The organism is Vibrio sp. 2096 (assembly GCF_033339595.1).
Lineage (GTDB): Bacteria > Pseudomonadota > Gammaproteobacteria > Enterobacterales > Vibrionaceae > Vibrio > Vibrio alginolyticus.
This window is the reverse complement of sequence record NZ_JAWOUX010000001.1, coordinates 251,280-277,184: the sequence shown is the minus strand read 5'-3', so window position 1 is coordinate 277,184 and position 25,905 is coordinate 251,280. Positions and strand designations below refer to the sequence as shown.

The following is a 25,905-nucleotide window of genomic DNA, read 5'->3' as shown; positions in this document are numbered from 1 at the left end:
TACAATACGATAGGATCAAAAAAGGCCTCTGAAGAGGCCTTTAGAATTTATCAGCAAAAACTTGCTTAGTTACCGCCTGTCGCGCCAGTGCCTGGACCCGGTGGATCTTCAGGTTCAATTGGCTCACCGACTTCCGCATCTGGGATTTGTGGTACTTCAGGTTCGATATCTTCTAGTGGAGTGTCGTTATCAATAGCCTCTTGTACATCAGCAACAACTTTCTGAGTATCTTCAGCTGGAATCGTTACGTAGATAACATCACCCGAATCATTCTCAGGATAATTTGGGTTCGCCGCGATTACATCTTCTGTTATTGCTTTTGCAGCAACAGCTACAGCTTCAGGCGAAGCTGTTGGGTTCGCTTTGATGATATCTGATACAACGTTTGCTGTTGCAACTAGCTGAGTAGCAAGTGCGCTGTTACCACCCTCACTACCAAGTCCTGCTACTACAGATTCTGTATCACGAAGGATTTCGTCAACTGTTTTACCACTTGCATTGATATCGATACCCAAATTCTCGAATACTTTTTCAGCGATATCAGAAGAGTATACTTCACCATCTTTTAAAGAGTTAGCAACCAAAGTCGTAAATGGAGAGCCTGTTACCAATGAATCCGTCTGGGCTAGGCCTTGAGGGATTTTGTAGTCAGATGTAATAGGTTTACCATTTGACGCGTCTTTACTATCTTCTGTGTGCGTTAATACGAAAGCACAATCACCTGGCGCATTTACAACGTTGATATTTTCAAAACGCGCTTTACCAACCATACCTTCATAGTTTGTTGTATTTTCAATAGCGTCGTATGTCTCACCACCACATACTGCTTGAACTTTCATGCCGATAACAGCTGGGTCATAAGCCTGAACTGAGTATCTTTTTACCTCAGGATCGCTGTCACTACCACAACCTGCTAGTAGGACTGCTGCCACACTTGCCGTTAAAAGTTTGATTTTCAAAATTAGCTCCAATATTTGTTGTTATATCCGACCGCAACAGGAAGCATAACGGCAGTTGCATATAGTGTAAATAGGATGCATACAACTTTGGCATGAGTTTTTTCACATTCTTGCCTGTTTGCTTGTGCAAAATCATGCATTCATCTCATTAACGTTAAATAGACACAATTTTGTCATGTATTCGTCAGTATTTTTTCAAGTAACTTGTTGCCTTTATTGCAACCAGATGGATAATAGTTGACTATTTTTTGTGGGTCGGATTTTCACACCTTCATTAATGAAACTAAGAGCTCTAAGTCGCTAGCAGCCATTTGGAGTGTTTATTACACAAATAATTCTGAATGGACTCGCTTTCTAAAGGCTTAAAACTGCAGTAAATCATCAATATTGATGAAATGCAGTTCAATTAGAATGAATCAATTTCAGTCGGCAAACTTTCTTTCGGTAGTTATAAACCAATGAACACATTTAATAAATTTTTGGGGATATCAGTACTTCCTATCCTTCTTACAGGGTGTACTTTGCCTGGTAGCCACCTTTCGGTCAGTGACAAAACAGTCATGAGCACTGAATCGAGTGATATAGAGTCTCAGGTTACCGTTTATCCCTTAACTTTGGAGCGCGTAACGTCTTTAAATTCAGTGGACCCTTTTTCAAAACCAAACCCAGAGTTAGATATTGAAATCGCAAAATATGAATACGAAGTAGGACCTGGCGATATCCTAAATATCACTATTTGGGATCACCCAGAGCTAACGATCCCAGCGGGCTCATACCGAAGCTCAGCCGAAGCGGGTAACTGGGTGCATTCGGATGGCACGATCTTCTACCCTTACATAGGTGTCGTACATGTTGAAGGCAAAAACGTACGTCAGATTCGTGCAGACATTGCAAGCCGCCTTGCAAAATACATTGAGAGCCCACAGGTCGATGTAAGCGTTGCGGCATTTCGCTCTAAAAAGACTTATGTAACTGGCGAAGTTAACAAGCCAGGACAACAACCAATTACAAACATCCCCCTTACACTTCTAGATGCTGTGAATAGAGCTGGCGGACTGGCTGCCGAGGCTGATTGGCGTAATGCGACACTGACACGCAATGGCGTTGTTGAAAACGTCTCTTTGTATGCTCTGATGCAACAAGGCGATTTAACTCAAAACCGCCTTCTAAAGCCTGGCGATATTGTTCATATTCCTCGAAACGATGCGCAAAAAGTATTTGTTATGGGCGAGGTTAACGATCCGAAATTACTCAAAATTGATCGTAGCGGCATGAGCCTTACTGAGGCTCTTAGCAGCGTTGGTGGTATCAGTGAAATCTCCGCAGATGCTACCGGTGTGTTTGTCATCAGACGTTCAAAAGAAGAAGCTAAAATGGCGGACATTTATCAGCTAGATGTTTCTGACGCTTCTGCTTTGGTGATTGGTACTGAGTTTGATCTCAACCCTTACGACATAGTCTATGTGACGGCTGCACCTGTTAGTCGTTGGAATCGTGTGATTGCTCAGCTCGTTCCAACCATTTCCGGCTTTAATGAACTAACTGAAGGTGTACTACGAGTACGCACTTGGCCGTAAAACAACGTGCCGCAAGAAAATTATCTCTTGCGGCACGTAATCGATAGCTACTCAGCTCAATTGCGCAATATAAAGAAACCAGCAATTCAGTTGAGATCATAAGCATACAACTTAAAGTAGGGTAAGCATTTGTTTTCTAATATTCTTGTCGTCTGTGTCGGTAATATTTGCCGCTCTCCAACAGGAGAGCGGCTTTTGCAGTCTTTACTACCAAACAAACATGTCGCATCAGCAGGAATCGCAGTAGATAAGAGCCATCTAACGGGAAAAGCTGCTGACGAGATGGCAACCACTATCGCGAACGAACATGGCGTAAGCTTAGATGGACACGAAGCACGACAATTAACACCTGAGCTTTGCGCTCAATACGATCTGATATTGGTTATGGAAAAAGGTCATTTAGAAGCCTTAACCAAAATCGCTCCTGAGGCACGAGGTAAAACGATGCTGTTTGGACAGTGGATAAATGAACAAAACATCCCTGATCCATACAGACAAAGTAGAGAAGCTTTCGAACATGCATATACGCTTATAGAAAAAGCAGCAAAAGCGTGGTCTCAAAAACTATAAGCCGCAAGGCTAAATAAACGCCAATGGCAAGGTATTTAAGAAGTTAAAGTAATGACAACACAAACTATTAAGCAATCACGTCAAGCCGACGATGAGATCGATTTGGGAAAGTTATTTGGGATCATTCTCGATGCCAAATGGCTCATTCTATGTACCGTAGTCCTATTTTCAATTATAGGCGTCGGCGTTGCCATTCTATCAACACCTATCTATAAAGCTGACGCTCTTATCCAAATCGAAAGTAAGAGTTCAGGTGGTATTTCAGCGATGGTTGGTGATATGGGAGAGCTGTTTTCAGCAGAATCATCAGCGACAACAGAAATAGAGATCATCAAATCTCGTATGATCTTGGGCGGTACTGTTGATAAGTTCAACTTAGCGACTGTCGTTTCTCCAAACTACATGCCAATTATTGGTAAAGGCCTCGCTCGACTACAAGGTGAGCAAATCAGTCTGAGCATTTCACGATTTAATGCTCCTTCTTACGCAGTTGGCGTTCCTTTAACTCTTGAAGTTATTGATTCTGAAAAACAGATGTTCAGGCTCTTAGAAGATGACAATAACGTCATTTTAGAAGGTAAAGTTGGTGAACTGCTTGAGAAGAATGGATACCAGTTTTTGGCGACTGAACTTGTGGCTCAAACTGGTGACTCATTCACGGTCAGCAAAATCAGTAAATTAGATGCAATTAATAAACTTCAAGAAAACTTATCGATTAGCGAACGTGGTAAGCAAACCGGGATTATATCTTTAAGCTTCTCTGGTGAAGACCGCGCTAAGATTCAAGATATCTTGAACGACATTAGCCAAAACTACTTCTTACAAAACGTTCAACGAAATTCTGCAGAGGCAGAGCAAAGCCTCGAGTTCTTGAAAGGTCACCTCCCAGACATCAAAACAAAACTGACCGCTTCTGAAGACGTTTTAAATCGGTTCCGTCAAGAAAATGAATCTATCGACTTAGGCCTTGAAGCTCAGTCAACGCTGAAAGTAATGGTTGAGTTAGAAGCACAGCTAAATGAGCTTACATTCAAAGAAAGTGAGATCAGCCAACGCTTCACACAGGATCACCCAGCTTATAAGTCGCTACTTGATAAACGTGAAACACTACTAAAAGAGAAAGAACGTCTTAATAAACAAGTTCAAAAGTTACCGAAAACACAGCGTGAAGTTCTACGTATGACACGCGATGTAGAAGTAAACCAACAAATCTACATCCAACTATTGAACAAGGTTCAAGAGCTCAACATTATTAAAGCCGGAACAGTTGGCAACGTTCGAATCTTAGATAACGCTCAATCTTTCTCTAAGCCAATCAAGCCGAAAAAAGCGCTTATCGTTGTGCTAGCAACACTGCTTGGCGGTATGGCAGGCATTGCTTTCGTATTAATTCGTGCAGCATTCCACCGTGGTGTGGAAACACCAGATCAAATTGAACAGATTGGCATGCCAGTTTACGCAAGCGTTCCAAAATCTATTCAACAACTGGAATTTGCAAACAAGCTTAAGCGCAACAAAGGCAGCAACAATGAGCTAGTCCTTCTAGCGGAAGCTAACCCAGCCGATCTTTCCATTGAGGCTCTACGTAGTCTTCGCACTAGCTTGCACTTTGCAATGATGGAGGCGAAGAATAACGTTCTTATGATTTCAGGTCCTGCACCATCTATCGGCAAAACATTTGTATCGACCAACTTTGCGGCCGTCGCTGCGAAAACCGGTCAGAAAGTGCTGCTTATTGATGCGGATATGCGTAAAGGTTATTTGCAGCAATGCTTCGGTCTACGTTGGGACAACGGTCTTTCTGATTACTTGAGCGGTAAGACATCCCTTAGCAACATCATTAAATCTACATCCATTGATAATTTAGATGTTGTGACTCGCGGCCAAGTACCACCAAATCCGTCAGAACTTCTTATGCACCCTCGCTTCAAGAGCTTTGTTGACGAGATGTCTGCACAGTACGATCTAGTCATCATCGATACGCCGCCTGTACTCGCAGTTACCGACCCAAGCATTGTTGGCGCGCTTGCAGGAACAACTCTGATGGTCGCTCGTTTTGATCAAACGACTTTGAAGGAGATTGAAGTCGCGCAAGGTCGCTTCGAGCAATCAGGCGTTGAAGTTAAAGGTGTGATTCTCAATGCAGTTGAGAAAAAAGCATCTAACTCATACGGCTATGGATACGGCTACTATAACTACGCGTACAAAAGCGAATCATAACTTGAATTTAGATCGCTAATTAAACCAAATATGACAAAGCCCTGCTAGAAACAGCAGGGCTTTTTCTATTGCACTCTTAATTGCTTGTACGTAATCAAACTAAGCAAGACAAAGAATATTGGGTCACTCCAACCAAAACCGACAAATACTCCGATAATGCCGGCATAGGTAGTAATCACTGCCCCTAAGCCATTAGTAATCAATAATGCTTTAAACAGCTGTTTCGCAGTATGCCCTGATTCCACATTACGTAACATCAAACTCACCGCAGCGATTCCACCTAAAAAGATCGAAGTATGCTGCGATAAAAACAGCGCGTACTGGTCGTTAATTTGTACTCCATAGATCGGCCACATTATGGTTGGTACAAAAAACAACGCAAAAGCGAATACCGTATATACGACACCATGAGCGGTTAGAAAAGTGCGGTTGGTCATCATCTCCTTATCCTCTAATAGGCCCTTGATTGAGCGTAGTTAACGGCACATTGATATCGAAAATTTGACCTCGTACTTCGACTACGCCCATTTTTCGTAAGCGTGCGGCATGCATTTCGAGATAAGCTTGCGCCGTGGCTTCATCTTCAAAAAGATAGATACCACCACCGAGTTTGTCTTTTTCGCTTTCCGTCCAGATTTTCCAAATCATGCCCGGCTCTTGGTTAATCGACTTAGCTAAGTCGACCAGAGCATTCGACATCTCGTCACCAAACGGACCATGAAATTCAAAATCAACTTGCAATAATTTCGCCATCTTGAGTCTCCTCTTCTTATTGACTCGTTTTCGATGACAAGATTATTACCTTTATAAAACTGACAGAAAAGTTCATAATTTCGCCATTAACTGTCTAAAAAATTGACTCATGAGACTAAAAACGACCTTAGAACAATGGCAAACGCTACAAGCGATTAATCAAGAAGGCAGCATTCAATCCGCAGCTTTACTGCTCAACAAGAGCCATACCACATTGATCTACTTGGTGAGGAAGTTAGAAGACCAACTTGGTATTCAACTTATCGAAGTACGAGGGCGCAAAGCGGGTTTGACAGAGCACGGCAAAACCATACTGCGTCGTGCACAATCCATGCTTGAACAAGCGCGGGAACTAGAAGTCATCAGCGAGCAGTTAAAAAGTGGGGTGGAATCTCAAATCACGGTCGCAATAGATCATCTTTGTGACCCTTGTTGGCTTTATGCACCACTCAGTCAATTTTTGGAGGACAACAACACGACCTCCGTTCAAGTGGTTGAAACGTCACTGAGCAAAACAACCGAAATGGTCGTAAATGAGCTCGCTGACATCGCAATCATCAACTTACCGATAACCAACTACCCTGCCGAAGCATTTGGCGTAACAACCATGCTGCCTGTAATCGCAGCACACCATCCACTCGCTAAAAAGCCGCATGTTTCCATCGACGATTTTGCAACCACCAGCCAAATTGTCATCCGTGACTTAGGCAATTCAGACAAAACGAAAAGAGATGTGGGTTGGTTACGCGCACGTCAGCGTATTACCGTCGATAACTTCGACCACGCTTTTCACGCCGTAGAGCAAGGCGCTGGATTTTGTCGGCTACCAGCGCACTTAGTCGCAGCCCGCAAGAGCGATAAAATTAAAGTATTGGAGATCGAACACTCCCATCAATATCAAGTTGCGCTGCACCTCACTTTGCCCAAAGGAGCCAAAAGTGGTCCTGCGACTCAAGCGCTTTATCGTACTTTACTCAAAAGTGTAGAAACTCGAGCCTAGCGACAGTGGTATTGAGTTGAATCGCTAGTGTTATCGCCTATTGATTCTCCCTAAATATAGAGAAACGGCCATTTTGTGACGCTACACTCTCACAAAAGGTTGCACGAAGGATAGCGACCACCTACTATCACTCTGCTCATTCCTAAAGCACCCAACACTCGCGGAAAGAACTCGGTTCACGGCAATATCCTCACCTGCTTGGTTTAGCAGGCACAATCTGTTTTTACCTTCTTTTTAGCTTCTATTTAGGCGAGTGTGGAAGAAATAAGAAAGGTGAAATATGAACTCTACAAATAGCTTCTCGATCAATATCAATCAGCAAAAATCCATTGCTAAAAAAAGGCTCAAAGCTATCCGCCTATACGATGACGCTACGTTGGAGTTAGTTAAGCGATGTCACTCCAAACCAGAGTCATTGACTCCCAATACAATTCAATTGGCTGACGTTCAACATGCACTCGCAAGAGAACTGGGCTTATCCAGTTGGAGTAAACTAAAAGCTCATGTCGAAGAGCTAGAAGCGCACAAACGAGCCATCAAAGAACAAAAACCGCCCCTAGATGCGAAAGTAAAAACGCTACACGTTCGTTGTGGCCACGACATTCAACAACAACTTAAAGCCAGCGGATTTGAAGGGACATTTTTAGCCCTGATCGATCCGCTTTGTATTGGCCCCATACCAGCAACACCACAGAACTTCCTTGCCATTCGTGCCCAATATGTCGTAGAGACTCTGCTGCCTGTGATGAAGCGTGAAGACTCGGTTCAAGATATAGTCACATTGGAACAATCAAACCTCGATCTGTTGCAAAGTGATGTATTTGAACGAATCGTCTTTTGGGTCGAACATGACAGCTATGATCAATTGATGCTAATTCGTGCTCTAACACTGTTAGAGAATGTAGAGAACAAAGTGATAGAGATCATTGAGTTGAACCAGTTTCCGGGTACTGAGCGATTCATCGGCTTTGGGCCGTTGCCTGAAGAAGCTATTCGTTCTTGTTGGCGATACCGTAAACCTGTGACAGCAAAATTATTCAGTCAGGCTAAACGGTGTTGGCACGCTATTACATCACCGACACCTATTTCCATAGTTAATTTGATTCAGCAGCATAACCTGGATTGCTTGCCCAATATATTCAACGTGCTTAAACGCCATTTGCAAGAGTTACCTAATTCACAAACTGGATTGAGCTTGACACAACACCTCGCACTAAAGGTCTTGAGCTCGCAAAATCGTTCAATTCCCATCAAAGATTGGTTTGAGCAATATCAACAACTAGAACCTCTTCCTTACCTAGGAGACGTGATGTTTTACGCGTTACTCCTCCCTCTAGCACAGTGTCAAACACCTTTGATCACGATTGAGTCACGTGAAAGGCACTGGTGGGAACAAAGCGTCCGTATCACTGAGGCTGGCAAGCAGTGTTTGGAAGGCTTAATACGAGCGAAACAATGCTATTGGGTTGGAGGGATTAAAAATACCAGTCAGAATTATTGGAGTTGGGATCACCTCCAATTATCTACATTGACCAACCATCATTGATTCAGCGGATAGGTAACATAAGCAGGGGCATAGACGGCTCGTTAGCCCCTGGTGTTCAGCCCAATACAAAAACAGTCAAAAAGAGACGGCTTCTAGCCTGAATAAAATCTAGATAGTTATGCAAGAGCAACACTCCTTAAAGGTAATATGCACTCCATTTACTACCAAAAATAAATGTAAACACTCCTTCTTATCGGTTGTATGTTCGATAAAAGTGTTAAAATACAAACTTTTCGACCAGTCAAATAGTTAAGATTTAGTTAAAACTCTATTTTTATTAGTGATAAAGTTCACATCTATTAACCATTTAGAGGATTATTCTTTCGTATTTTCTCACTCCACTGCTACTCTGCTCGCCGCTTTGAAGTGAACTCAAGGTGCATAACTATAAGGAGTGTTCTCATGAATACCAAGAAACCGATGTCGCTAACCAGCCGCGTAATTTTGGGTATGGTAGCGGGTATCTTGACAGGATTTGCAATTCGCACACTTTTTGCCGGCAACGGATTTGTCGACGCATACATTGTTAATGGATTATTTGAAGTTGGTGGACAGATCTTCGTCGCCAGCTTAAAAATGCTCGTAGTCCCTCTAGTGTTTGTTTCACTAGTTTGTGGTACTAGCTCCCTCAAAGACCTTTCTACACTGGGTCGCATGGGTGGTAAAACCCTCGCTTTCTACGTTACAACAACGGCTATCGCGATTACGCTTGCTCTAACTATGGGTACTCTGTTCCAGCCAGGTGCTGGCGCTGACCTAACCGCAGCAAGTTCATTCAAATCAGCAGAAGCACCATCTTTGGGTCAGGTGATCATCGATATGTTCCCAACCAACCCTATCAGTGCGATGGCTGAAGGTAAAACCCTGCAAGTTATTGTGTTCGCGGTACTATTTGGTATCGCGATCAGCGCAGCAGGCAAACCTGGTGAACGTATTGCAGCGTTCTTCGCTGATCTGAATGAAGTGATCATGAAACTGGTCGCGATTTTGATGAACTTGGCGCCTTATGGGGTGTTCTTCTTAATGGCGAAGCTATTTACTGGTCTTGGTCTGGGCGCGATCGTCAATCTGGCAGAGTACTTCTTAGTACTGGCTGGTACGCTTGTCCTACACGGTCTAGTTACTTACAGCTTAATGTTAAAAGGTTTCACAGGTCTAAACCCAATTACGTTCCTACGTAAGATGGAAGACGCGATCATGTTTGCTTTTTCTACAGCATCATCGAACGCGACGATTCCAGTGACAATGGAAACAGCAAAGCACCGCATGGGTGTTGAGAACCGTGTATCATCGTTCACAGTACCACTTGGTGCAACCGTAAACATGGACGGTACGGCGATCATGCAGGGCGTAGCAACTGCGTTTATTGCTCAAGCTTTCAATATTGATTTAACTATGGGCGATTACCTAATGGTTATCATGACGGCAACTCTGGCGTCTATCGGTACCGCAGGTGTTCCTGGTGTGGGTCTTGTCATGCTTGCTATGGTATTGAACCAAGTTGGTCTGCCGCTTGAAGGTATCGCGCTCATCATGGGTGTTGACCGTCTTCTTGATATGATTCGTACCGCGGTAAATATCACTGGTGACAGTGCTGTAACCGTCATCGTTGCGAAATCAGAAGGTGCATTGGATGAAGCTCGCTTCAACGACCCAATGGCAGGCGTAGCCGAAGAAGAAGTGCATCTTAAACGCGCTGACGCCTAAATCGTTCTACGATTACCATTCTGAAATTATATAGTCCTGTCCAAAAGAAAGCCCCGATGGAAACATCGGGGCTTTTGTTTTCTCCGCGTCTAGAAATACTCTTTCTAATCCGCCATCGAATTCAGCTTTTCTCTCGCTTGTTCTTCATGCTCGTCGGTGATGGCATTACCGACTGAGTTCGCGGCTAAGGTAAGTGCTGCCATGTCATCGGTAAAACCGACGCCAGCGAGTACGTCTGGCACCATATCTGTTGGTAGGACAAAGTATGCCAGCGCACCACCTAAAATCGCCTTATGGCGAACAGAGGTGTTAGAATCTGTCATCGCGAGCCATGATTTAATGCCCATTACGGCAATTTCTTCACCCGCTTTCTTAACCGACCCTTTCATTTTTCGCCAGAATGTTTTCTCATCTGGCGCTTGCATCGTTTGATCTTTGGCGTCTTTCGGCGCCGATTTTACAGACATTGTTGTGGTCATCGTTGCCTCCGAAATTTATGACTGTGGCCAACATATTAATAAATCGAACCTGAACGCAAGATTAATAACAAGAAATGATAGTAAAGTGAAACAAAAACACAGATAGAAAATCCCCAAACCGAAGTCTGGGGATCGTGATGTTGGGAACTAAGTTGTCGAGTGCACTACTGAGCTATCTTCTCCAGTACACGCATCAGCATTTTGATTCGCGGTTCGATAGACTCAAGCAACAAGTACTCTTGATCGCTGTGGAAGCCCGCACCGATAGGTCCTAGACCATCCAAAGTTGGAACGCCAAGAATCGCCGTATTGTTTGCATCAGAGCCGCCACCGACTTCTTTCCAGTTGATGTCGATCGCCAGTTCACTTGCCGCTTCTTCAACTAATGTCATTAAGCTTTCTGTTTGTGGGCTTGGCACCATAGAAGGCTTATACGCTTCACGAACCAACTCAATGCTCACGCCATCAACGAATGGTGTTTCCAGCATGCCGTTTAGCTTGCTATCGACATCATCGTATTCTTCGTTGCTCCAGAAACGCACATCCACGATCGCTTCAGCGTGCTCAGGGACGATGTTCGCTCCGTTGCCACCAGAAACAATACCGACATTCAGCGTGGTACCAGATTCAAAGTTGGTCATTGCATTGACTGCTAGAATCCAATTCGCCATCTCAGTGATTGCGCTGCGGCCATTTTCTGGCTCGTTCCCTGCGTGAGCAGCAACGCCATTAAAGGTCATTTTGTAGCGAGCCATGCCTTTACGCGCTTTCACTAAACCACCGTCTGCACGTGCCGCTTCTGCAACCAGTACATTCTTAGCGTTTTTCGCTACTGATTGAATCCAATCCACAGAGTCCAGAGAGCCCGTCTCTTCATCTGGGTTCATGCAGATAGCGATAGACAGCTTATCCAACACCGCTTGGTCTAGATTGCGCATCGCGTATACGATGTTGAGCAAGCCAGATTTCATGTCCGAGACGCCCGGACCGTAGGCTTTCTCTACATCTTGAGACATTGGACGAAGCTCAGCAGTACCCACAGGGAACACGGTATCCATATGACCAATCAGCATCACGTCGATTTGCTCAGCTTCCGGCTTATTTCGAACTTCAAGACCGATGCCCGCTCTGCCACAGTCGATGCGTTTTACGCTCCAACCTGACATCGCTTGGTACTTCTCTTCAAATTGAGAAGCGATAAACTCGATACCATCAGTAGTGTAAGTACCACAATCCACATTGATTAGCGGACGTAGCTCTTCTAGATATTCATTTAGAGAGAATTGCATGATTCACTCCTAGACAAACAGATTCATCACCAGCATTGCGCCAAACGCGTTCAATACTGAGATCGCAATCATAACTGGGATGTAACGACCTTCAGTACCAATTGGGCCCATGATACGACCCATGTACTGAACTTGAGAGCCCATTAGGTAGATAGCAGGTGCAAGAATCGCAATGTGCGTACCGTTTAGGATGCCTTGGTCAAACAGCGTGATAACCACACCCACTGCGCCGCCCATCGACATCCAAGCGCCGATAAGAACAGCAGCCGCTTCACCAGGAAGGCCAAACACCGCCATGATTGGAGAAAACACCGTGCCCATCAGATCCAGCGCGCCAGTGATTTGCAGCGCTTTGATGATAACGAACGCCATCAATACGTTAGGAACCGTAGAGGTAGTCGCAATTACCCAACCTTTCTTAGCACCTTCGACGAAGATATCCGTCACCATTGGTTTTTTCGCTTTAACGTCACCCATTATGCCGTCTCCTCTTTTAGGTTCTCTGATTTGTTTTGGTCTTGTTTGTCTTCTTTACCTTCCGTCATGTTCAGGTAAATACGGAACAGGTTTGCACCGATGATCTTGAATGCGAACATCACCACAACCGCTAAACCAATAGAAGACGTGACCGCTAGAGAGCCGTCAGCCATCGTCAATGTGAACAGCACAGCACCTGATGAGAAGAAGTTCACGATGGTCGCACCTGCAGTAAACTGGAACATGGTAAATACGTCCGTTTCACGCTTAGTTAGGTGACCTTCATCTTTTAGCTGACGCGTCATCGCCGCGCCCGCGTCGGTACTTTGTAGAGAAGCAATTAAAGCCAGACCAGAGTTACCAGGGATGCCCATTAGAGGACGTAGAAGAGGAGTAAGAAGCTTACGAGCTGCTTCAAGTGCACCGTAGTGCTCAAGTACGTTGATCATACCTAAGGCGAACATAACAGTTGGAATCAAAGTAAGTGCGAAAATGAAACCGTCGCGAGCACCGCTACCACCAGTACCGCGAAGCGACGTTGTTGCAACTTGCACACCGTCAGCCGTTTCGGTGACACCATACGCCACCTTGCCGAAAGAGCCATTGAGCGTTGTAAAATCGAATACACCGTACCATTCGCTAGATTGCATCAGGCCAGAAAAGAACACGACCGCAAACGCCAGAGCAACGTAGCACCCCAGTGTAACTTTACGCTCAGTTTGAACAGGAATTTTCATAACATTACCTACACATGTGGAACTTAACACATATGTTCACCTGAATAATGTGCTAGAGAGATGATCAAAATCAATCCGCCTGCCGAACATTATCGCGACTCAGTTATGAAGTATTGTTTTATGATTCCAATCACAATTGAAAGATAATAAAAGTTTGTTCTAACAATTAGGTATTTTAATCTATATCGATAGCTCACGACTTCTTCATCAACTCAACAAATGATTCTGACGAATATTGCTTTCTACAACATTCATGACGTACTTCATACTTTGGCATTGAGGCAATATCGATTAACTCGAAAGTAACATTCAGCCACGAAATTTAGGTTAGGATAGTCCGGTCATATGTAAACGGCATAAACCAGAATTAACAGGACTATACGACCCATTGTTACGCTCACAATATAAAATAGCCAAATGGACACTCGCCCTCGTGCTTTGGGTGGTGATGATATGCTTAAGCCAAAATTCTGGTTTCTCGAAAAGCTGCCCGAAGGCTCACCAAATACAGAGTCAGCAAGATGAGAGTGTGAATTTATCACCATCTTGCGACCTTTCAGAAAAGCTAGTTCAAGCGTACCAACATCAGTTTGATCATATTCTTATTCCATTTTTTCTGTTTGCTTTGATTGTGGCGCTGCCGATGACAACCACAGCAATTCGCTATCTGGAATACACAGAACCGATACCGGAAAAGTATCGGGTTCACCTAAAACTTTGCGTGTTTAGAGAATAAAGCCAGCAAGGCGAGAGACCTTTCTGCCTGACTTTTGTACATATTTTATTCACTTCACATAACAAACAACGAAATTTAAAAGTTTTAGGAAATATTATGACATTCACTCGTACACTTTTGGCGTTAACGATGGCTATCGTACCTGCCGTATCTTTCGCATCAGAAAAGACCGCAGAACAAAAGCTAGAGGAAGTTACTCAGATACTAAAAGAAAACCCTCAAATTCTTGATTCATTGCACCAAAACCTTCAAGAGTACATTGCGTATCAACAGTCATTTGGCGACACCTTGAAGGAGGTTCGTCAATATCTAAGTGATGGCAAACATTCCTCTTTTGGTGCTGAAAACCCTGAGTTAACCATTATTAACGTAACAGACTACAGCTGCCCTTTTTGTAAACGTTTAGAAGGAGAGCTGGTCAAAGTTGGTAAGGAATATCCGCAGGTAAAAGTGCTTAACCTCAATGTCTCTTTTAAAGAACAATACGAGAAAAACGGCTACAACTCGGCAAGTTACGCATTAAATGTTTGGCAAAACCAGCGAGATAAGTACGAACAAGTGCATGAGTTATTGGTGAAAAAACCGGGCGCACATGACGCACGTTCCTTAAATCAAATCGCGAAAAAAACGGGGACAGAAGCACAGCTTGTCGACGACAAAGAGACCAAGGCGTTGCTTGATAAAAACTATCAGTATTTCACGCAACTTGGTTTACGCGGCACGCCCGCGTTGATCATTAATGATCAAGTCATTCCTGGCTATGTGCCGTTTGACGAGCTAGAAAAAGTCATCGACCAAGAACTGGCGAACTAATACAACAAAGCCCTTCCCTGATAACTCAAGGAAGGGCTTTTTCTATCTAGGCTTAAAACGAAGTTCTAACTACTTGTCGCGACCCACAAACGCCACAACGACTTTGTCATTGCCAAGCGAGCGAGAGAACACGTACGCGCCTTCTTGTTCAATTACTTGATGCTGACCCGCACCAATCGCTGGGTGCGCTTTACGGAACTGACCAAGAGTTTGCCAGTGTTTGAGCAGCGCTTGCTTCTCATCAGATAGCTTCCATACCATGTCAGAACGAGTGCCTTGGTGGAAATCGTCCGCGTAAGGACCAATGTTACGACCAACTTCATCACCATAATAAACCTGAACAGCACCAGGACTCAGAAGCAGTGCATTCGCGGCGTTACGCTGCATACCGTAATCTTTGAAGCGAGAGAAGAACAGCTCGGTATCGTGAGAAGACATGTAGCTCACAGGGTTAAAGTCTTTCTCATTGGCGATAGTGTCCGCATAGCTTTGGTAAGTGTCTGCCATTTGGCTGAAACACGCCGCGCCTTTATCTAATTTCTTCTGCATGTCGAAGTTAATCAACGCATCAAAGCCATCATCAAAGTAAGGGCTGCGATAAGCGGTATGTCCCCATACTTCACCCATCATCCAGAATGGCTGACCTGACTTACCGTTCTCTTTACGCCACTGCTCAAGGCTGCTTGATGCCTCTTCTTTCAAGCGTTTCCACACATCGCCTTCAACGTGCTTCACCGTATCGACACGGTAACCATCAATGCCAAAGCGTTTCACCCAATCAGTTTGCCACTCAATTAGGTAGTCCGAGACGGTGTAATTGTCACGCTCCTCAACGCGAGTGCCAGGGTTATCCAATAGCCATTGAGCTGGCTTCACGGCTTTGTCTGATTCAGTGATAAAGTCTGGCAAACCCGCCAATGACATGGTGATATCACTGCTGCCCGGAACTGGGTATCCCGGTAGACCTGTTCTTACCCAGTCACCGCCCCACCATTTCGCCCAGTTTGGACTCTGGTAATCAATATTCTGGTGGTAGCTATGCCAGTTTTCGCCCGCTTTTGGTTTCCAATCCCCCCATTTCTTAGGTAGGTCAGCGTTTGGTTTTAACACCTCAATACCGTCAAATTGCAAATCGGCTAACGTTGAGTAACCAGTGTGGTTGATTACTGCGTCCATCAAGACTTTAAGGCCACGTTTATGTGCCTCTTCCACCAGCTTTTTAAGATCAGCTTCGTTACCGAAGTTCTCATCAATCTTGGTAAAGTCACGCGTCCAGTAACCGTGGTAAGCGTAAAATGGGAATGAGCCGCTATCGCCGCCGCCCACAAAACCGTGTACTTGCTCAACGATTGGCGACAACCAAATCGCATCGGTACCTAGGCTCTTTATGTAATCTAGCTTTTCGATCACACCTTTTAGGTCACCACCGTGAAAGGTACCAACCTCTTCTTTACCGTCTTTCTTGCGACCATAGCTGTTATCATTGCTGGTATCGGCATTGTTGAAACGGTCGACCATCACGAAGTAAATATTGGCATTACGGTAATCAAACGGTACTGCTTCTTTGGTTTTCTTCACTGGCTCTAGTAGCACCAAACCGCCGGAATCTTTGCTTGGTGTCAGCGATACTTGCTGATCTTTTACTTCGACCATTTGACCAGAATAGGCATCACGCAACTTGGTGCCATCAGGGAAACTGTCACCCAGCGCGATGGTGACTTCGCCGCCTTGGTAAACCTCACATTGCACTTGTGGGATTGGGCGTTTGAATTCTGTCTTGGCAGCTTTCTTAGGTTCACGCTTGAAGCGTAGAGTTTTGGCTTCCGCATCAAAAGCAAAAGAGTAATCGCCAGTAAAACGGATTTTTAACGGCAGTTCTGTTGGTTTTCCGCAGTTCAGCGCGATAGGTTTGTTGAATTTGACCTTCTGACCATCAGGCGCGACACAGTCGCCTTCAACACCCGTGATTTTGAGCGTGTATCCGTCTTTGGTTAAGGGCACAACCAAAGGTTGCTCTGCACTTAAAGGAAAGTCACGGCTGTTGGTCGTGGTAGAAATGGTGATGTTTGGCTCGGCGATGGCACTTGCCGATGCAAGCAATAAGGTCGTCGTAATCAGATTCAGTTTCATCGTTCAGTCCATTGGTTGCGCATAGGCGCAGTATTCGTGTTGTAGTTTTATTCACACTAATAGTAAATGGATGAAAAACTGAGCACATCATTCTGAAAGGCTACGCCCTAAAGCTTGTGACGCTTCACATTTTGCTTTTATGGGGGCGTAGTTCTACTTATGAGCAGGGTAAAAAGGAGTTTAAAGCTGAATGCTACCAAGGTTACGCATTTGTCTCATCGCCCAATTGACGCGGCTGATGGTGTAAGAAGTCTGAGGGTAAACTTTGATGCGATACGGATTTGGCAGCACCACCGCAAGCCTTGCTGCTTGGCGTGTTGAAAGTTGTTTAGCAGGAATACCAAAGTAGTTTTGCGCAGCGGCTTCCGCGCCATAAATACCTGGACCAAACTCCACCACATTCAAATACACTTCAAGAATGCGTTTTTTACTCCACATTGCTTCCATCAGCAGAGCAAAATAAAGCTCATACGCTTTGCGCACATAAGAGTGTGAAGGAAACAGAAACACGTTCTTTGCAGTTTGCTGAGTAATCGTGCTCGCACCGCGAGAGGGACCGTTCTCGCCAGACTCTGAGATCACTTTAAACAAGGAATCAAAATCCACTCCGTAATGGGTCGGGAACTTTTGATCTTCTGTCGCAATCACGGCCAGTTGAATGTGTTTAGAAATATCACTCAAAGGCACCCATTCATTTTGACTCTCTTCAGGAAATCCTTCAGGAGGAGAAATCATGCGGCTGATCTTCCATCCCCAAATTGGTGGATCGATGTATTTCACTATGCCAACGAGCATCACTGGTAAAAGCAAAAGCACCAATAAGATATTGAACAGAAGGGATTTAATCTTTCTCAAAGTCCGACCTAGCCTGATTTAACAAAACAATATGATGCAAGTATAGAGTATGCAGTCTGTTTATCGTTAGTGAAAACTTGGTCAAAAAAAGCCCGATTTACAATGTAAAACGGGCTTAGAATTTGATTAGACTAAATTATTTGTGCAGCTTGTAGAACACGGTTGAAAGTGGAGGCAAACGAAGCTCAAGTGATTGAGGCAGTGATTCACTTTCAACTTTTTCCGTTTTCACACTGGTCAGCACTTTAAAATCGCTGCCGCCGTATTTGCTGTCGTCTGTATTCAGTAGCAGTTCGTATTGACCTGCATTTGGAACGCCTAAACGAAAGCGCTTGTGTGGTACGGGCGTAAAGTTGGTGATGATCAGAATACGCTCACCTTCTTTACTAATACGCTCGTGCGCTAGGATGCTCGCATCCGCTTCGTCTTGTAGACGCCACTCAAAACCAGCAGGAACACAATCTTGATCGTGCATCGCCGCTTCATTTCGGTACAAGTGGTTCAAATCTCGCATCAGCTTTTGAACGCCTTGATGACGCTCGTATTCTAGCAAGAACCATTGCAACTGATCATCGTGGTTCCACTCCGCCGTTTGACCGATTTCCGCGCCCATGAAGTTCAGCTTTTTGCCCGGTTGACCATACATATAACCGTAGTATGCTCTTAGGTTTGCGGTTTGCTGCCATTCATCGCCCGGCATCTTGTTGTGAATAGAGCCTTTGCCGTACACCACCTCGTCGTGAGAGAGAGACAAGACGTAGTTCTCGCTGTGCGCATAAACTAGCGGAAATGTGATGGTATTGTGGTGGTATTTGCGGTGAACAGGATCTTCTTTGATGTATGAAAGACTGTCGTGCATCCACCCCATATTCCACTTGAAGCCAAAGCCTAAACCACCCATAAAGGTTGGCGCAGACACACCCGGAAACGCCGTTGACTCTTCCGCAATCGTCATCGCATTCGGGAAGTACTTGTACACTTCTTCGTTCATCCATTTTAAGGTTGCGATTGCGTCGTAGTTTTCGTTGCCACCATCAACGTTCGGGACCCACTGATCGTGGCTACGTGAATAATCGAGATAGAGCATCGACGCAACAGCATCGACACGAATGCCATCAATATGGAATTGTTCAAACCAGTACAGCGCATTCGAGACAAGGAAGCGACGTACATGTTCACGGCCTAAATCGTAAATGTAGGAGTTCCAATCTTGGTGCCAACCGCGACGAGGATCTGGATCATGGAACAGAGGCGTACCATCAAAGTTAGCTAAACCATGATCATCCGATGGGAAATGCGCAGGAACCCAATCCAGCACTACACCGATACCAGCTTGGTGACACGCATCCACGAAGAATTTGAAATCATCAGGTGAGCCAAAACGGCTAGTTGGTGCAAACAAGCCAACAGGTTGATAGCCCCATGAACCATAGAATGGATGCTCAGACACAGGCATCAGCTCAACGTGGGTGTAGCCCATATCCACAAGGTATGGCACCAACTGCTCCGCGAGTTCGCGGTAGTTCAGGAAATCACCGTTCTCGTCGCGCTTCCATGATCCAGCATGTAGCTCGTAAAACGATAACGCTTCATCACGCTTTTGTGTCACTGCACGGTTTTGCCATTTCGCATCTTGCCATTGGTAACGCTTGTGATCGTAGGTAATGGATGCGAACGATGGGTATTGCTCAGAGTAGAAACCCCAAGGGTCTTGTTTGTGTGGCAACCCTTCCCCATTTGGCCCTTTGAGCTCAAATTTGTATTGTACCCCCTCTTCCAAACCAGGAATGAATAGGCCCCAGATACCGTAGTCTAAGCGTTGCATTGGATGACGACGGCCATCCCATTGGTTGAAGCAACCCACAAGGCTAACAGCAGATGCATGTGGTGCATAAACAAGGAAACGCACACCAGAGATGTTTTCACCGCCACGCTCTAGCGTGACAAAGTGCGCGCCCATGTAGTGATACATGTCTTTTGGCGTATGCAGATGCTCGTACTCTTGGTAGATATTGTGGTACTGGTACGGGTCATCAATAATTTGTTCAACACCATTCCAATCGACCGCTAAACGGTAGTGGGTCAGGTGTAAATCGCGTTGTTCTTTTAAGATGAAACCGCTGTCGCCATCACGCTCAAGCGCCACGCGAGGTTCACCATTAACAAGCAGTTCAACCTTGTTTGCGCCCGGCATCCAAACTCTCAGCGAAGCTTCGTCGTCAATGAATGGACCCAGCGCCGCAAATGGATCTGAGTAAGCCGCCTCAGCAAGCAGTTCGTATGCGCGTTCGTGTTGTTTCTTTATTTTCTTGGTTTTGGTGGTTTTCAAATCTTTCTCCCTAGAGCCAACATCCTTTTCAAGACCAGAGATCTGAATCAAACATCGGTTTCTCCACAGCCAACGTTGTGAACTCACAAAAAGACTCCGCTTCTCACGTTCGTTGCGTAAACGGCGTCAAAATACAAAAATGCCCGCTATTGTCGCGGGCATAATAACGGTACTTCATCCTAACGGATTGTGTTTTAGGAATGAGTGACCTAGACGGAACTTTCGTACCTCTGAGCTAACAAAATTGGTAATCAGCTCGTCCATCTACGCCACTCTAGGCATCTTACTTACTCGCCTGTGCGCGAACTTCAGTAAGGCGTTTAGAAATACGATTCACATCTTCACGGCTGAAGATTTCATCTAGGTTCATCGACAATTTACGACGCCAGTTTGGATACTCATCCACCGTACCAGGAATATTGACAGGTTGATCCATTTCTAGCCAGTCTTCAAGCTGAACGCTAAGCAGTGCAGAGTCACCCGCGGCTACGTGCAGTTGCAGCGCTTCGCTTAGGTATGAATCCATTGGCACGTACTGAGCATCATGACCAATGCCTTCTGGCAGATAGCCATGCCAGCGAACACTGTCTAGAATGCCTTGTTTGCACTTCAAGCGGTCAGCGAATAGGCCTTCCAACTGCTGCTCATCAGGGTACAGACCAATCTCACGCCCCATCTTCAAGTCATCACAGTGCCAGAAACCGCGTAGTGTTGGCATATCGTGCGTACACAGCGCAGCCATAGACTGCTCAGCGTAGTGCTTCGGAGAAATAAAACCGCCGTCGTCTTTTGATGTTTCGAAGAAGAAGACTTTGTACGAATGCACACCCGCATCACGAAGGATATCAACGATTTCATCAGGTACAGTACCCAAGTCTTCACCGATTACAGAACACTGATGACGGTGAGATTCCAACGCTAGGATTGCTAGCATGTCTTCAACTGGGTAGTACAGGTATGCGCCTTCTGTCGCTTTCTCGCCTTTTGGAATCCACCAAAGGCGAAGCAGGCCAAGTACGTGGTCGATACGCAATGCACCACAATGCTTCATGTTAGCACGTAGCAATTTGATGTAAGCGTCGTAGCCAGTCGCTTCTAAAACCTGAGGGTTAAGCGGAGGCAGACCCCAGTTTTGGCCTAGTGGACCAAGTACATCTGGTGGCGCACCGATGCTTGCATCCAATACTAGCGCGCCTTCGTCAGCCCATGTTTCGCTGCCTGAATCTGCAACACCAACCGCAAGGTCACGGTACAAACCCACAGCCATGCCTTTTTCTTCGGCTAGCGCTTGCGCTTCTTTGATTTGATCGTCTGCGATCCATTGCAGGTACATGTACAAGTGAACACGATCTTGGTTGTCCTTAATGTACTTCTGAGTACCAGCTGCGTCGAATGTGCGGTATTTCTCAGGGAATACTGGCCAGCCCCACATGTTTGCATCTTCTGCATGTAAATCAGCATGAAGTGCATCGAATGCAGCTTGATGTAGCAAGCTGTCGCCGCCTTTTTCAACAAAGTCCAAGAAGGCACGAGCGCGATCGGTGTTCTTGTCTAAATGGCGAGCTTTAAACTCACTGAATAGCAGCGGAAGAACGCTCATTTTTAGTTGCGAAACTTCGGTGTAATTCACCCAATGAGAGTCTCGCGCTTTTTGTAGACGTTGTTGGAACTCTGCGCTACCCACTCGCTGTTGTGCTTCTGCACTAAGCGCGAACTCAGGTACAGAGCTTACGTCGATGTACATGATGTTCAGCCAGCGACGAGAAGACGGGCTGTATGGGCTTGCCCCTTCTGGATTCGCAGGGAACAGCGAGTGAATCGGGTTCAAGCCAATGAAGTCACCGCCACGAGAGGCAATATCACTCACCAGTTGTTTTAGGTCACCAAAATCACCGATGCCCCAGTTATGCTGAGTACGCAGTGTGTAAAGCTGGATACTAGGACCCCATAGCTTTTTGTGTTGGTTTAGATCGTCTTGTTTGAAACACGCTTTCGGCGTAATGATCAATGACATCTCGTAAGGTGTTTTACGACGCTTACGACTGATGATCAGTTTGTGATAACCCCAAGCCAAGTTCTTTGGCAATGCAAACACTAGAGGGCCACCCTCAGCACGCTCATCACGAACAATTTGGGACTGAAGATAGCCTTCAAGTACCTCTCCTTGTTCTGTTTCTAAACGCCAGCTAAATTCACTCTCACGAGCACTCGTACCTAGGTTTAGTTCCACTTCGACTGGTTCGCCGTCGCGTAAAACAAGAACAGGGGCTAGTACGTCTTTTTTATGTTTCTTTTCAGCAGAAGCCAGTAGTTTTTCATCACTGCTAGTATCGTAGCCAAGCGAAGCGAGCAAGCGGCGTAGCGTCTCCTCAGACACTTTCGCCTCATCTCCCCAAGCACTGACATAGCTATCAGCCAATCTCGCCATTTCCGCGACTTTCTTTAATGCTGTTTGTTCTTTCATCGCTTTCTCCGAAGGTAATACCAACACCTTCCATGTAGGGTTTTATTGTTATCAATAACTTCTTTTGGAAAATGACCAAAGGTAGCGCTTGGCTACCTTGGTCTTAACTAGGTTCTATTAGCGTTTCACCGCTTCAAGTTTCCAGATATTGTTCACGTAGTCGCGGATTGAGCGGTCTGACGTGAACTTGCCAACAAGGGCGGTATTAAGAATGGCCTTCTTCGCCCAGCCAGCTTGATCTTTATATTGTTCGCTCATGTCTTCGTGTGCTTTCACGTAAGAGGCGAAATCCGCGAGACATAAGTACGGGTCACCGCCGTCTAGTAGGCTGTCGTATGTGGCACGCAGTAAGCCTGGTTGACCTGGTGTGAACTCTTCACCCAATAGCAAGTCCATTGACGCTTTGAGTAAGTGATCCGCATTGTAGTAATCAAATGGGTTGTAACCTTGAGCTTTCAGCGCTTTCACACCTTCAACATCTAGACCGAAGATATAGATGTTCTCATCGCCTACTTCCTCACGAATCTCAACGTTTGCACCATCCATTGTACCGATAGTTAGCGCACCGTTTAGCGCCATCTTCATGTTACCTGTACCTGATGCTTCTTTACCCGCTAGCGAGATTTGTTGAGAAACGTCAGCCGCAGGGATAATGATTTCAGCCATGCTCACGCGGTAGTCAGGGATGAATACCACTTTCAGCTTGTTACCGATGCGAGGATCGTTGTTCACCTTGTCTGCAATCTTGTTGATTGCGAAGATGATTTCTTTCGCTAGGTGGTAACCCGGTGCTGCTTTTGCTGCGAAGAACACAACGCGTGGCGTACACTCAAAACCTGGTTCATTAAGAATACGGTGGTACAGAGACAGTACGTGTAGCAAGTCTAGATGCTGACGTTTGTACTCGTGCAGACGCTTGATTTGAACATCGAAGATTGCATTAGTATCGAGCTCGATACCCATGTTCTCTTTCACCCAAGTTGCTAGGCGTTCTTTGTTCTCTTTCTTCACTGCCATGAATTCTTTTTGGAATGTCGCGTCAGTAGCGTACTTCGCAATACCTTCAAGTTGCTCTAGTTTCGCTGGCCATTCTGGGCCGACTTTCTCAGTGATAAGCTGAGACAGACCTGGGTTACAGAACTTCAACCAGCGACGTGGCGTAATACCGTTCGTTACGTTGTGTAGACGTGTCGGGTACATTTCGTGGAACTCTGGGAATAGGTCTTTCTTAACCAATTCAGAGTGAAGTGCTGCTACACCGTTTACTGCGTAAGAGCCGATTACACATAGGTTTGCCATGCGAACCATGCGGTGGAAACCTTCTTCGATGATAGAAAGCTTCTGTTGCTTCGCGACATCACCCGGCCACATTGCACGTACGTCTTGTAGGAAGCGGTGGTTGATCTCGTAAATGATCTCCATGTGACGTGGTAGCAGGTGCTGGATTAGCGACTCTGGCCATGTCTCTAGTGCTTCTGGAAGTAGCGTGTGGTTGGTGTACGCAAATGTCTTAGAGCTGATTTCCCAAGCCGCTTCCCAAGTTAAACCTTTTTCATCCATCAGGATGCGCATTAGTTCAGGAATCGCAATCGTTGGGTGTGTATCGTTAAGCTGGATAGTCTCTTGCTTAGGTAGATCCGCTAGCGAGTAGCCCGCAGCTTCGTGGCGACGTAGGATGTCACGTACAGACGCTGCTGAGTGGAAGTACTGCTGCATTAGACGCAGTGTTTTACCTTTCTCGTGGTTGTCGTTCGGGTAAAGCACTTTAGTGATGTTACCTGCGTCGATCAGTGCGTGCTGAGCTTCGAAGTAATCACCATTGTTAAAGCTTGCTAGTGAGAATGGTGCAATCGCCTGACATTCCCAAAGACGTAGCGGGTAAACCGTGTCTGATTCGTAACCCACAATTGGAAGATCCCAAGGCATTGCTCTTACTGTCATGCCTGGTACCCATTTGCGAACTTCTTTACCGTTCTCGTTAATCACTTCAACGTGACCGTAGAAACCGATCTCTTGCGCAAGTTCTGGACGCGCAATTTCCCAAGGGTAGCCTTCTACACCGCGCCAAGCGTCAGGTGCTTCTTGCTGGCGACCATCTTTGAATGACTGTTTAAATAGACCGTATTCGTAATGTAAACCATAGCCGACAGTTGGGAATTCTTGTGCCGCACATGAATCCATGAAACACGCAGCCAGACGACCAAGGCCACCGTTACCCAATGATGGGTCGCGCTCTTCTTCTAGCAGATCAGTTAGGTTGTAACCCAGTTCAGCCATTGCTTCTGTTACTTGTTCATACAGACCCATGCTGATTAGGTTGTTACCCGTCAAACGACCGATAAGGAATTCTAGCGAAAGGTAGTTAACGCTCTTCGCACTTTTAATGCGTGGATCTTCTTCTGTCGCAAGCAAATCTAGAGTAGTAAATTCAGCCAGAGCATGCCCCATTGCTAGGTACCATGCGCGGCTGTCTGCGTTTTCAATCGTATGAGCGTAAGTTACAGATAGGTGTTTCTTTACGCTTTCTTGGAACGACTTCTTGTCAAATTGTTTTTGTTGAGTAGGTTTCATTACGAAATTCTCACGTCTTTTGGTAATTCATCTGCCATACATCGTGCATTTACCTCTGTGAATAAACATCCTCCTAATTCTCATCCTTTGAAGGAGGAGAGCTGAGGGCGTAGAGGGGGTACCATTGCTAGGTTAGTGATCCAAATCTCAACAAAGTGAACTTTGCGCCAGTTCTTAGTGATTTTGATCACAATGGAATGTGAGAAAGGTTAAAACCCGTTCATGACGCTTTTTATAGTCCACTCATCTGATGATGTGAAAATTGTAATATCGGTCACATTAACTCGGTCAGCGTAGAAGAACTTTTCGTAATCTATGTGCAACGCGATCTTAACGCTAACGAAACAAACGATATTTAAGTGACAACAATCACAAATAAAGGGCGTAGTTGATGGTAAATCCATCAACCCTTGAGAATTAGGAAGTGGATCAAAGTAACGAACATTTCTGATGTCGTAACATCCCACTCAGCTCACAGGATTGTACGCTTTTTATACAAACTAGAATTAGGCGATGTGAGTTATTTCTAGTTTTCGCTAGCTTTTATATCTAAGTGACCGTATGGAATGGTTTTTCAGACGGACGCAAGCCCCAACAGTAGCGACATTATCCGGCATTCAAACAGTGTTTTTGATGCTGATGACATCATTCAGTAAGACGGCTTTCAAGGGGGCTTTACTAGAATGATCACGT

The 25,905-nt window shown here is 45.3% G+C and carries 20 protein-coding genes; 8 read left to right on the top strand and 12 right to left on the bottom strand.

The window, feature by feature from the left end; all coding sequences use genetic code 11:
• Positions 1–65: 65 nt before the first annotated feature.
• Complete coding sequence (locus R7Q41_RS01230) at positions 66–959, bottom strand: hypothetical protein (protein ID WP_017820140.1); 894 nt, start codon at positions 957–959, stop codon at positions 66–68.
• Between the two features lie 458 nt (positions 960–1,417).
• Between R7Q41_RS01230 and R7Q41_RS01225 the strand changes: the two genes are divergently transcribed.
• The 3 genes from R7Q41_RS01225 to R7Q41_RS01215 all read left to right on the top strand — a co-directional run bounded on the left by R7Q41_RS01225 (position 1,418) and on the right by R7Q41_RS01215 (position 5,326).
• Positions 1,418–2,536 carry a polysaccharide export protein gene (locus tag R7Q41_RS01225; RefSeq protein ID WP_017820139.1) on the top strand — a complete coding sequence of 373 codons (1,119 nt, stop codon included), beginning with the start codon at positions 1,418–1,420 and terminating at the stop codon, positions 2,534–2,536.
• Between the two features lie 129 nt (positions 2,537–2,665).
• Positions 2,666–3,106: a phosphotyrosine protein phosphatase gene (locus R7Q41_RS01220; RefSeq protein ID WP_017820138.1), complete on the top strand. Its 441-nt coding sequence runs from the start codon at positions 2,666–2,668 to the stop codon at positions 3,104–3,106.
• A 51-nt stretch (positions 3,107–3,157) separates the two neighbouring features.
• On the top strand, positions 3,158–5,326 hold the full coding sequence (locus R7Q41_RS01215; protein ID WP_318144316.1) for a polysaccharide biosynthesis tyrosine autokinase: 2,169 nt from the start codon (positions 3,158–3,160) through the stop codon (positions 5,324–5,326).
• 65 nt (positions 5,327–5,391) lie between these two features.
• Here R7Q41_RS01215 and R7Q41_RS01210 read toward each other — a convergent pair whose 3' ends face one another.
• On the bottom strand, positions 5,392–5,763 hold the full coding sequence (locus R7Q41_RS01210; RefSeq protein ID WP_054579383.1) for a hypothetical protein: 372 nt from the start codon (positions 5,761–5,763) through the stop codon (positions 5,392–5,394).
• Between the two features lie 7 nt (positions 5,764–5,770).
• On the bottom strand, positions 5,771–6,079 hold the full coding sequence (locus R7Q41_RS01205) for a monooxygenase (protein ID WP_005374871.1): 309 nt from the start codon (positions 6,077–6,079) through the stop codon (positions 5,771–5,773).
• Between the two features lie 109 nt (positions 6,080–6,188).
• Between R7Q41_RS01205 and R7Q41_RS01200 the strand changes: the two genes are divergently transcribed.
• From R7Q41_RS01200 to R7Q41_RS01190, 3 genes are all read left to right on the top strand, one after another.
• On the top strand, positions 6,189–7,079 hold the full coding sequence (locus R7Q41_RS01200) for a LysR family transcriptional regulator (RefSeq protein WP_318144315.1): 891 nt from the start codon (positions 6,189–6,191) through the stop codon (positions 7,077–7,079).
• Between the two features lie 280 nt (positions 7,080–7,359).
• Complete coding sequence (locus tag R7Q41_RS01195; protein WP_318144314.1) at positions 7,360–8,625, top strand: DUF1835 domain-containing protein; 1,266 nt, start codon at positions 7,360–7,362, stop codon at positions 8,623–8,625.
• Positions 8,626–9,027: 402 nt separating this feature from the next.
• Complete coding sequence (locus R7Q41_RS01190) at positions 9,028–10,332, top strand: dicarboxylate/amino acid:cation symporter (RefSeq protein ID WP_053303902.1); 1,305 nt, start codon at positions 9,028–9,030, stop codon at positions 10,330–10,332.
• Positions 10,333–10,436: 104 nt separating this feature from the next.
• On the opposite strand, the gene R7Q41_RS01185 is transcribed toward R7Q41_RS01190, so the two are convergent.
• From R7Q41_RS01185 to R7Q41_RS01170, 4 genes are all read right to left on the bottom strand, one after another.
• On the bottom strand, positions 10,437–10,811 hold the full coding sequence (locus R7Q41_RS01185) for a YkvA family protein (protein ID WP_053303903.1): 375 nt from the start codon (positions 10,809–10,811) through the stop codon (positions 10,437–10,439).
• 164 nt (positions 10,812–10,975) lie between these two features.
• On the bottom strand, positions 10,976–12,100 hold the full coding sequence (locus R7Q41_RS01180) for a M20 family metallopeptidase (protein WP_047102407.1): 1,125 nt from the start codon (positions 12,098–12,100) through the stop codon (positions 10,976–10,978).
• Positions 12,101–12,109: 9 nt separating this feature from the next.
• The gene (locus R7Q41_RS01175; protein ID WP_005374849.1) at positions 12,110–12,577 is read right to left on the bottom strand and encodes a YjiG family protein; all 468 of its coding nucleotides are present in this window, start codon (positions 12,575–12,577) and stop codon (positions 12,110–12,112) included.
• Positions 12,577–13,314 (bottom strand): nucleoside recognition domain-containing protein, encoded by a 738-nt coding sequence (locus R7Q41_RS01170; protein ID WP_005374846.1) that lies wholly within the window; start codon positions 13,312–13,314, stop codon positions 12,577–12,579. Before R7Q41_RS01170 ends, R7Q41_RS01175 begins: the two co-directional genes overlap by 1 nt.
• A 448-nt stretch (positions 13,315–13,762) precedes the next feature.
• Between R7Q41_RS01170 and R7Q41_RS01165 the strand changes: the two genes are divergently transcribed.
• Together R7Q41_RS01165 and R7Q41_RS01160 are read left to right on the top strand one after the other, a co-directional pair.
• Positions 13,763–14,050 carry a hypothetical protein gene (locus tag R7Q41_RS01165; RefSeq protein ID WP_049872671.1) on the top strand — a complete coding sequence of 96 codons (288 nt, stop codon included), beginning with the start codon at positions 13,763–13,765 and terminating at the stop codon, positions 14,048–14,050.
• Positions 14,051–14,146: 96 nt separating this feature from the next.
• Positions 14,147–14,863, top strand: coding sequence for a DsbA family protein (locus R7Q41_RS01160; RefSeq protein ID WP_005374842.1), 717 nt, complete (start codon positions 14,147–14,149; stop codon positions 14,861–14,863).
• Positions 14,864–14,932: 69 nt separating this feature from the next.
• Here the strand turns inward: R7Q41_RS01160 and R7Q41_RS01155 are convergent, their stop codons facing one another.
• The 5 genes from R7Q41_RS01155 to R7Q41_RS01135 form a co-directional block, all read right to left on the bottom strand.
• Positions 14,933–16,993 carry an alpha-amylase gene (locus tag R7Q41_RS01155; RefSeq protein ID WP_005374841.1) on the bottom strand — a complete coding sequence of 687 codons (2,061 nt, stop codon included), beginning with the start codon at positions 16,991–16,993 and terminating at the stop codon, positions 14,933–14,935.
• Positions 16,994–17,173: 180 nt separating this feature from the next.
• A complete protein-coding gene (mtgA, locus tag R7Q41_RS01150; RefSeq protein ID WP_025768637.1) occupies positions 17,174–17,848 on the bottom strand; it encodes a monofunctional biosynthetic peptidoglycan transglycosylase in 675 nt (224 codons plus the stop codon).
• A 136-nt stretch (positions 17,849–17,984) separates the two neighbouring features.
• A complete protein-coding gene (glgB, locus tag R7Q41_RS01145; RefSeq protein ID WP_064354969.1) occupies positions 17,985–20,228 on the bottom strand; it encodes a 1,4-alpha-glucan branching protein GlgB in 2,244 nt (747 codons plus the stop codon).
• A 232-nt stretch (positions 20,229–20,460) separates the two neighbouring features.
• Positions 20,461–22,641, bottom strand: a complete 2,181-nt coding sequence (malQ, locus tag R7Q41_RS01140) for a 4-alpha-glucanotransferase (RefSeq protein ID WP_005374838.1) — start codon at positions 22,639–22,641, stop codon at positions 20,461–20,463.
• A gap of 117 nt (positions 22,642–22,758) precedes the next feature.
• A complete protein-coding gene (locus tag R7Q41_RS01135; protein ID WP_053307964.1) occupies positions 22,759–25,212 on the bottom strand; it encodes a glycogen/starch/alpha-glucan phosphorylase in 2,454 nt (817 codons plus the stop codon).
• Positions 25,213–25,905 lie beyond the last annotated feature (693 nt).

Coding starts and splice junctions, on each gene's coding strand:
- R7Q41_RS01225 (WP_017820139.1), top strand. CDS start 1,418: ATGAACACATTTAATAAATTTTTGGGGATATCAGTACTTCCTATCCTT.
- R7Q41_RS01215 (WP_318144316.1), top strand. CDS start 3,158: ATGACAACACAAACTATTAAGCAATCACGTCAAGCCGACGATGAGATC.
- R7Q41_RS01210 (WP_054579383.1), bottom strand. CDS start 5,763: ATGACCAACCGCACTTTTCTAACCGCTCATGGTGTCGTATATACGGTA.
- R7Q41_RS01205 (WP_005374871.1), bottom strand. CDS start 6,079: ATGGCGAAATTATTGCAAGTTGATTTTGAATTTCATGGTCCGTTTGGT.
- R7Q41_RS01200 (WP_318144315.1), top strand. CDS start 6,189: ATGAGACTAAAAACGACCTTAGAACAATGGCAAACGCTACAAGCGATT.
- R7Q41_RS01195 (WP_318144314.1), top strand. CDS start 7,360: ATGAACTCTACAAATAGCTTCTCGATCAATATCAATCAGCAAAAATCC.
- R7Q41_RS01190 (WP_053303902.1), top strand. CDS start 9,028: ATGAATACCAAGAAACCGATGTCGCTAACCAGCCGCGTAATTTTGGGT.
- R7Q41_RS01185 (WP_053303903.1), bottom strand. CDS start 10,811: ATGACCACAACAATGTCTGTAAAATCGGCGCCGAAAGACGCCAAAGAT.
- R7Q41_RS01180 (WP_047102407.1), bottom strand. CDS start 12,100: ATGCAATTCTCTCTAAATGAATATCTAGAAGAGCTACGTCCGCTAATC.
- R7Q41_RS01175 (WP_005374849.1), bottom strand. CDS start 12,577: ATGGGTGACGTTAAAGCGAAAAAACCAATGGTGACGGATATCTTCGTC.
- R7Q41_RS01170 (WP_005374846.1), bottom strand. CDS start 13,314: ATGAAAATTCCTGTTCAAACTGAGCGTAAAGTTACACTGGGGTGCTAC.
- R7Q41_RS01165 (WP_049872671.1), top strand. CDS start 13,763: ATGATATGCTTAAGCCAAAATTCTGGTTTCTCGAAAAGCTGCCCGAAG.
- R7Q41_RS01160 (WP_005374842.1), top strand. CDS start 14,147: ATGACATTCACTCGTACACTTTTGGCGTTAACGATGGCTATCGTACCT.
- R7Q41_RS01155 (WP_005374841.1), bottom strand. CDS start 16,993: ATGAAACTGAATCTGATTACGACGACCTTATTGCTTGCATCGGCAAGT.
- malQ (WP_005374838.1), bottom strand. CDS start 22,641: ATGAAAGAACAAACAGCATTAAAGAAAGTCGCGGAAATGGCGAGATTG.
- R7Q41_RS01135 (WP_053307964.1), bottom strand. CDS start 25,212: ATGAAACCTACTCAACAAAAACAATTTGACAAGAAGTCGTTCCAAGAA.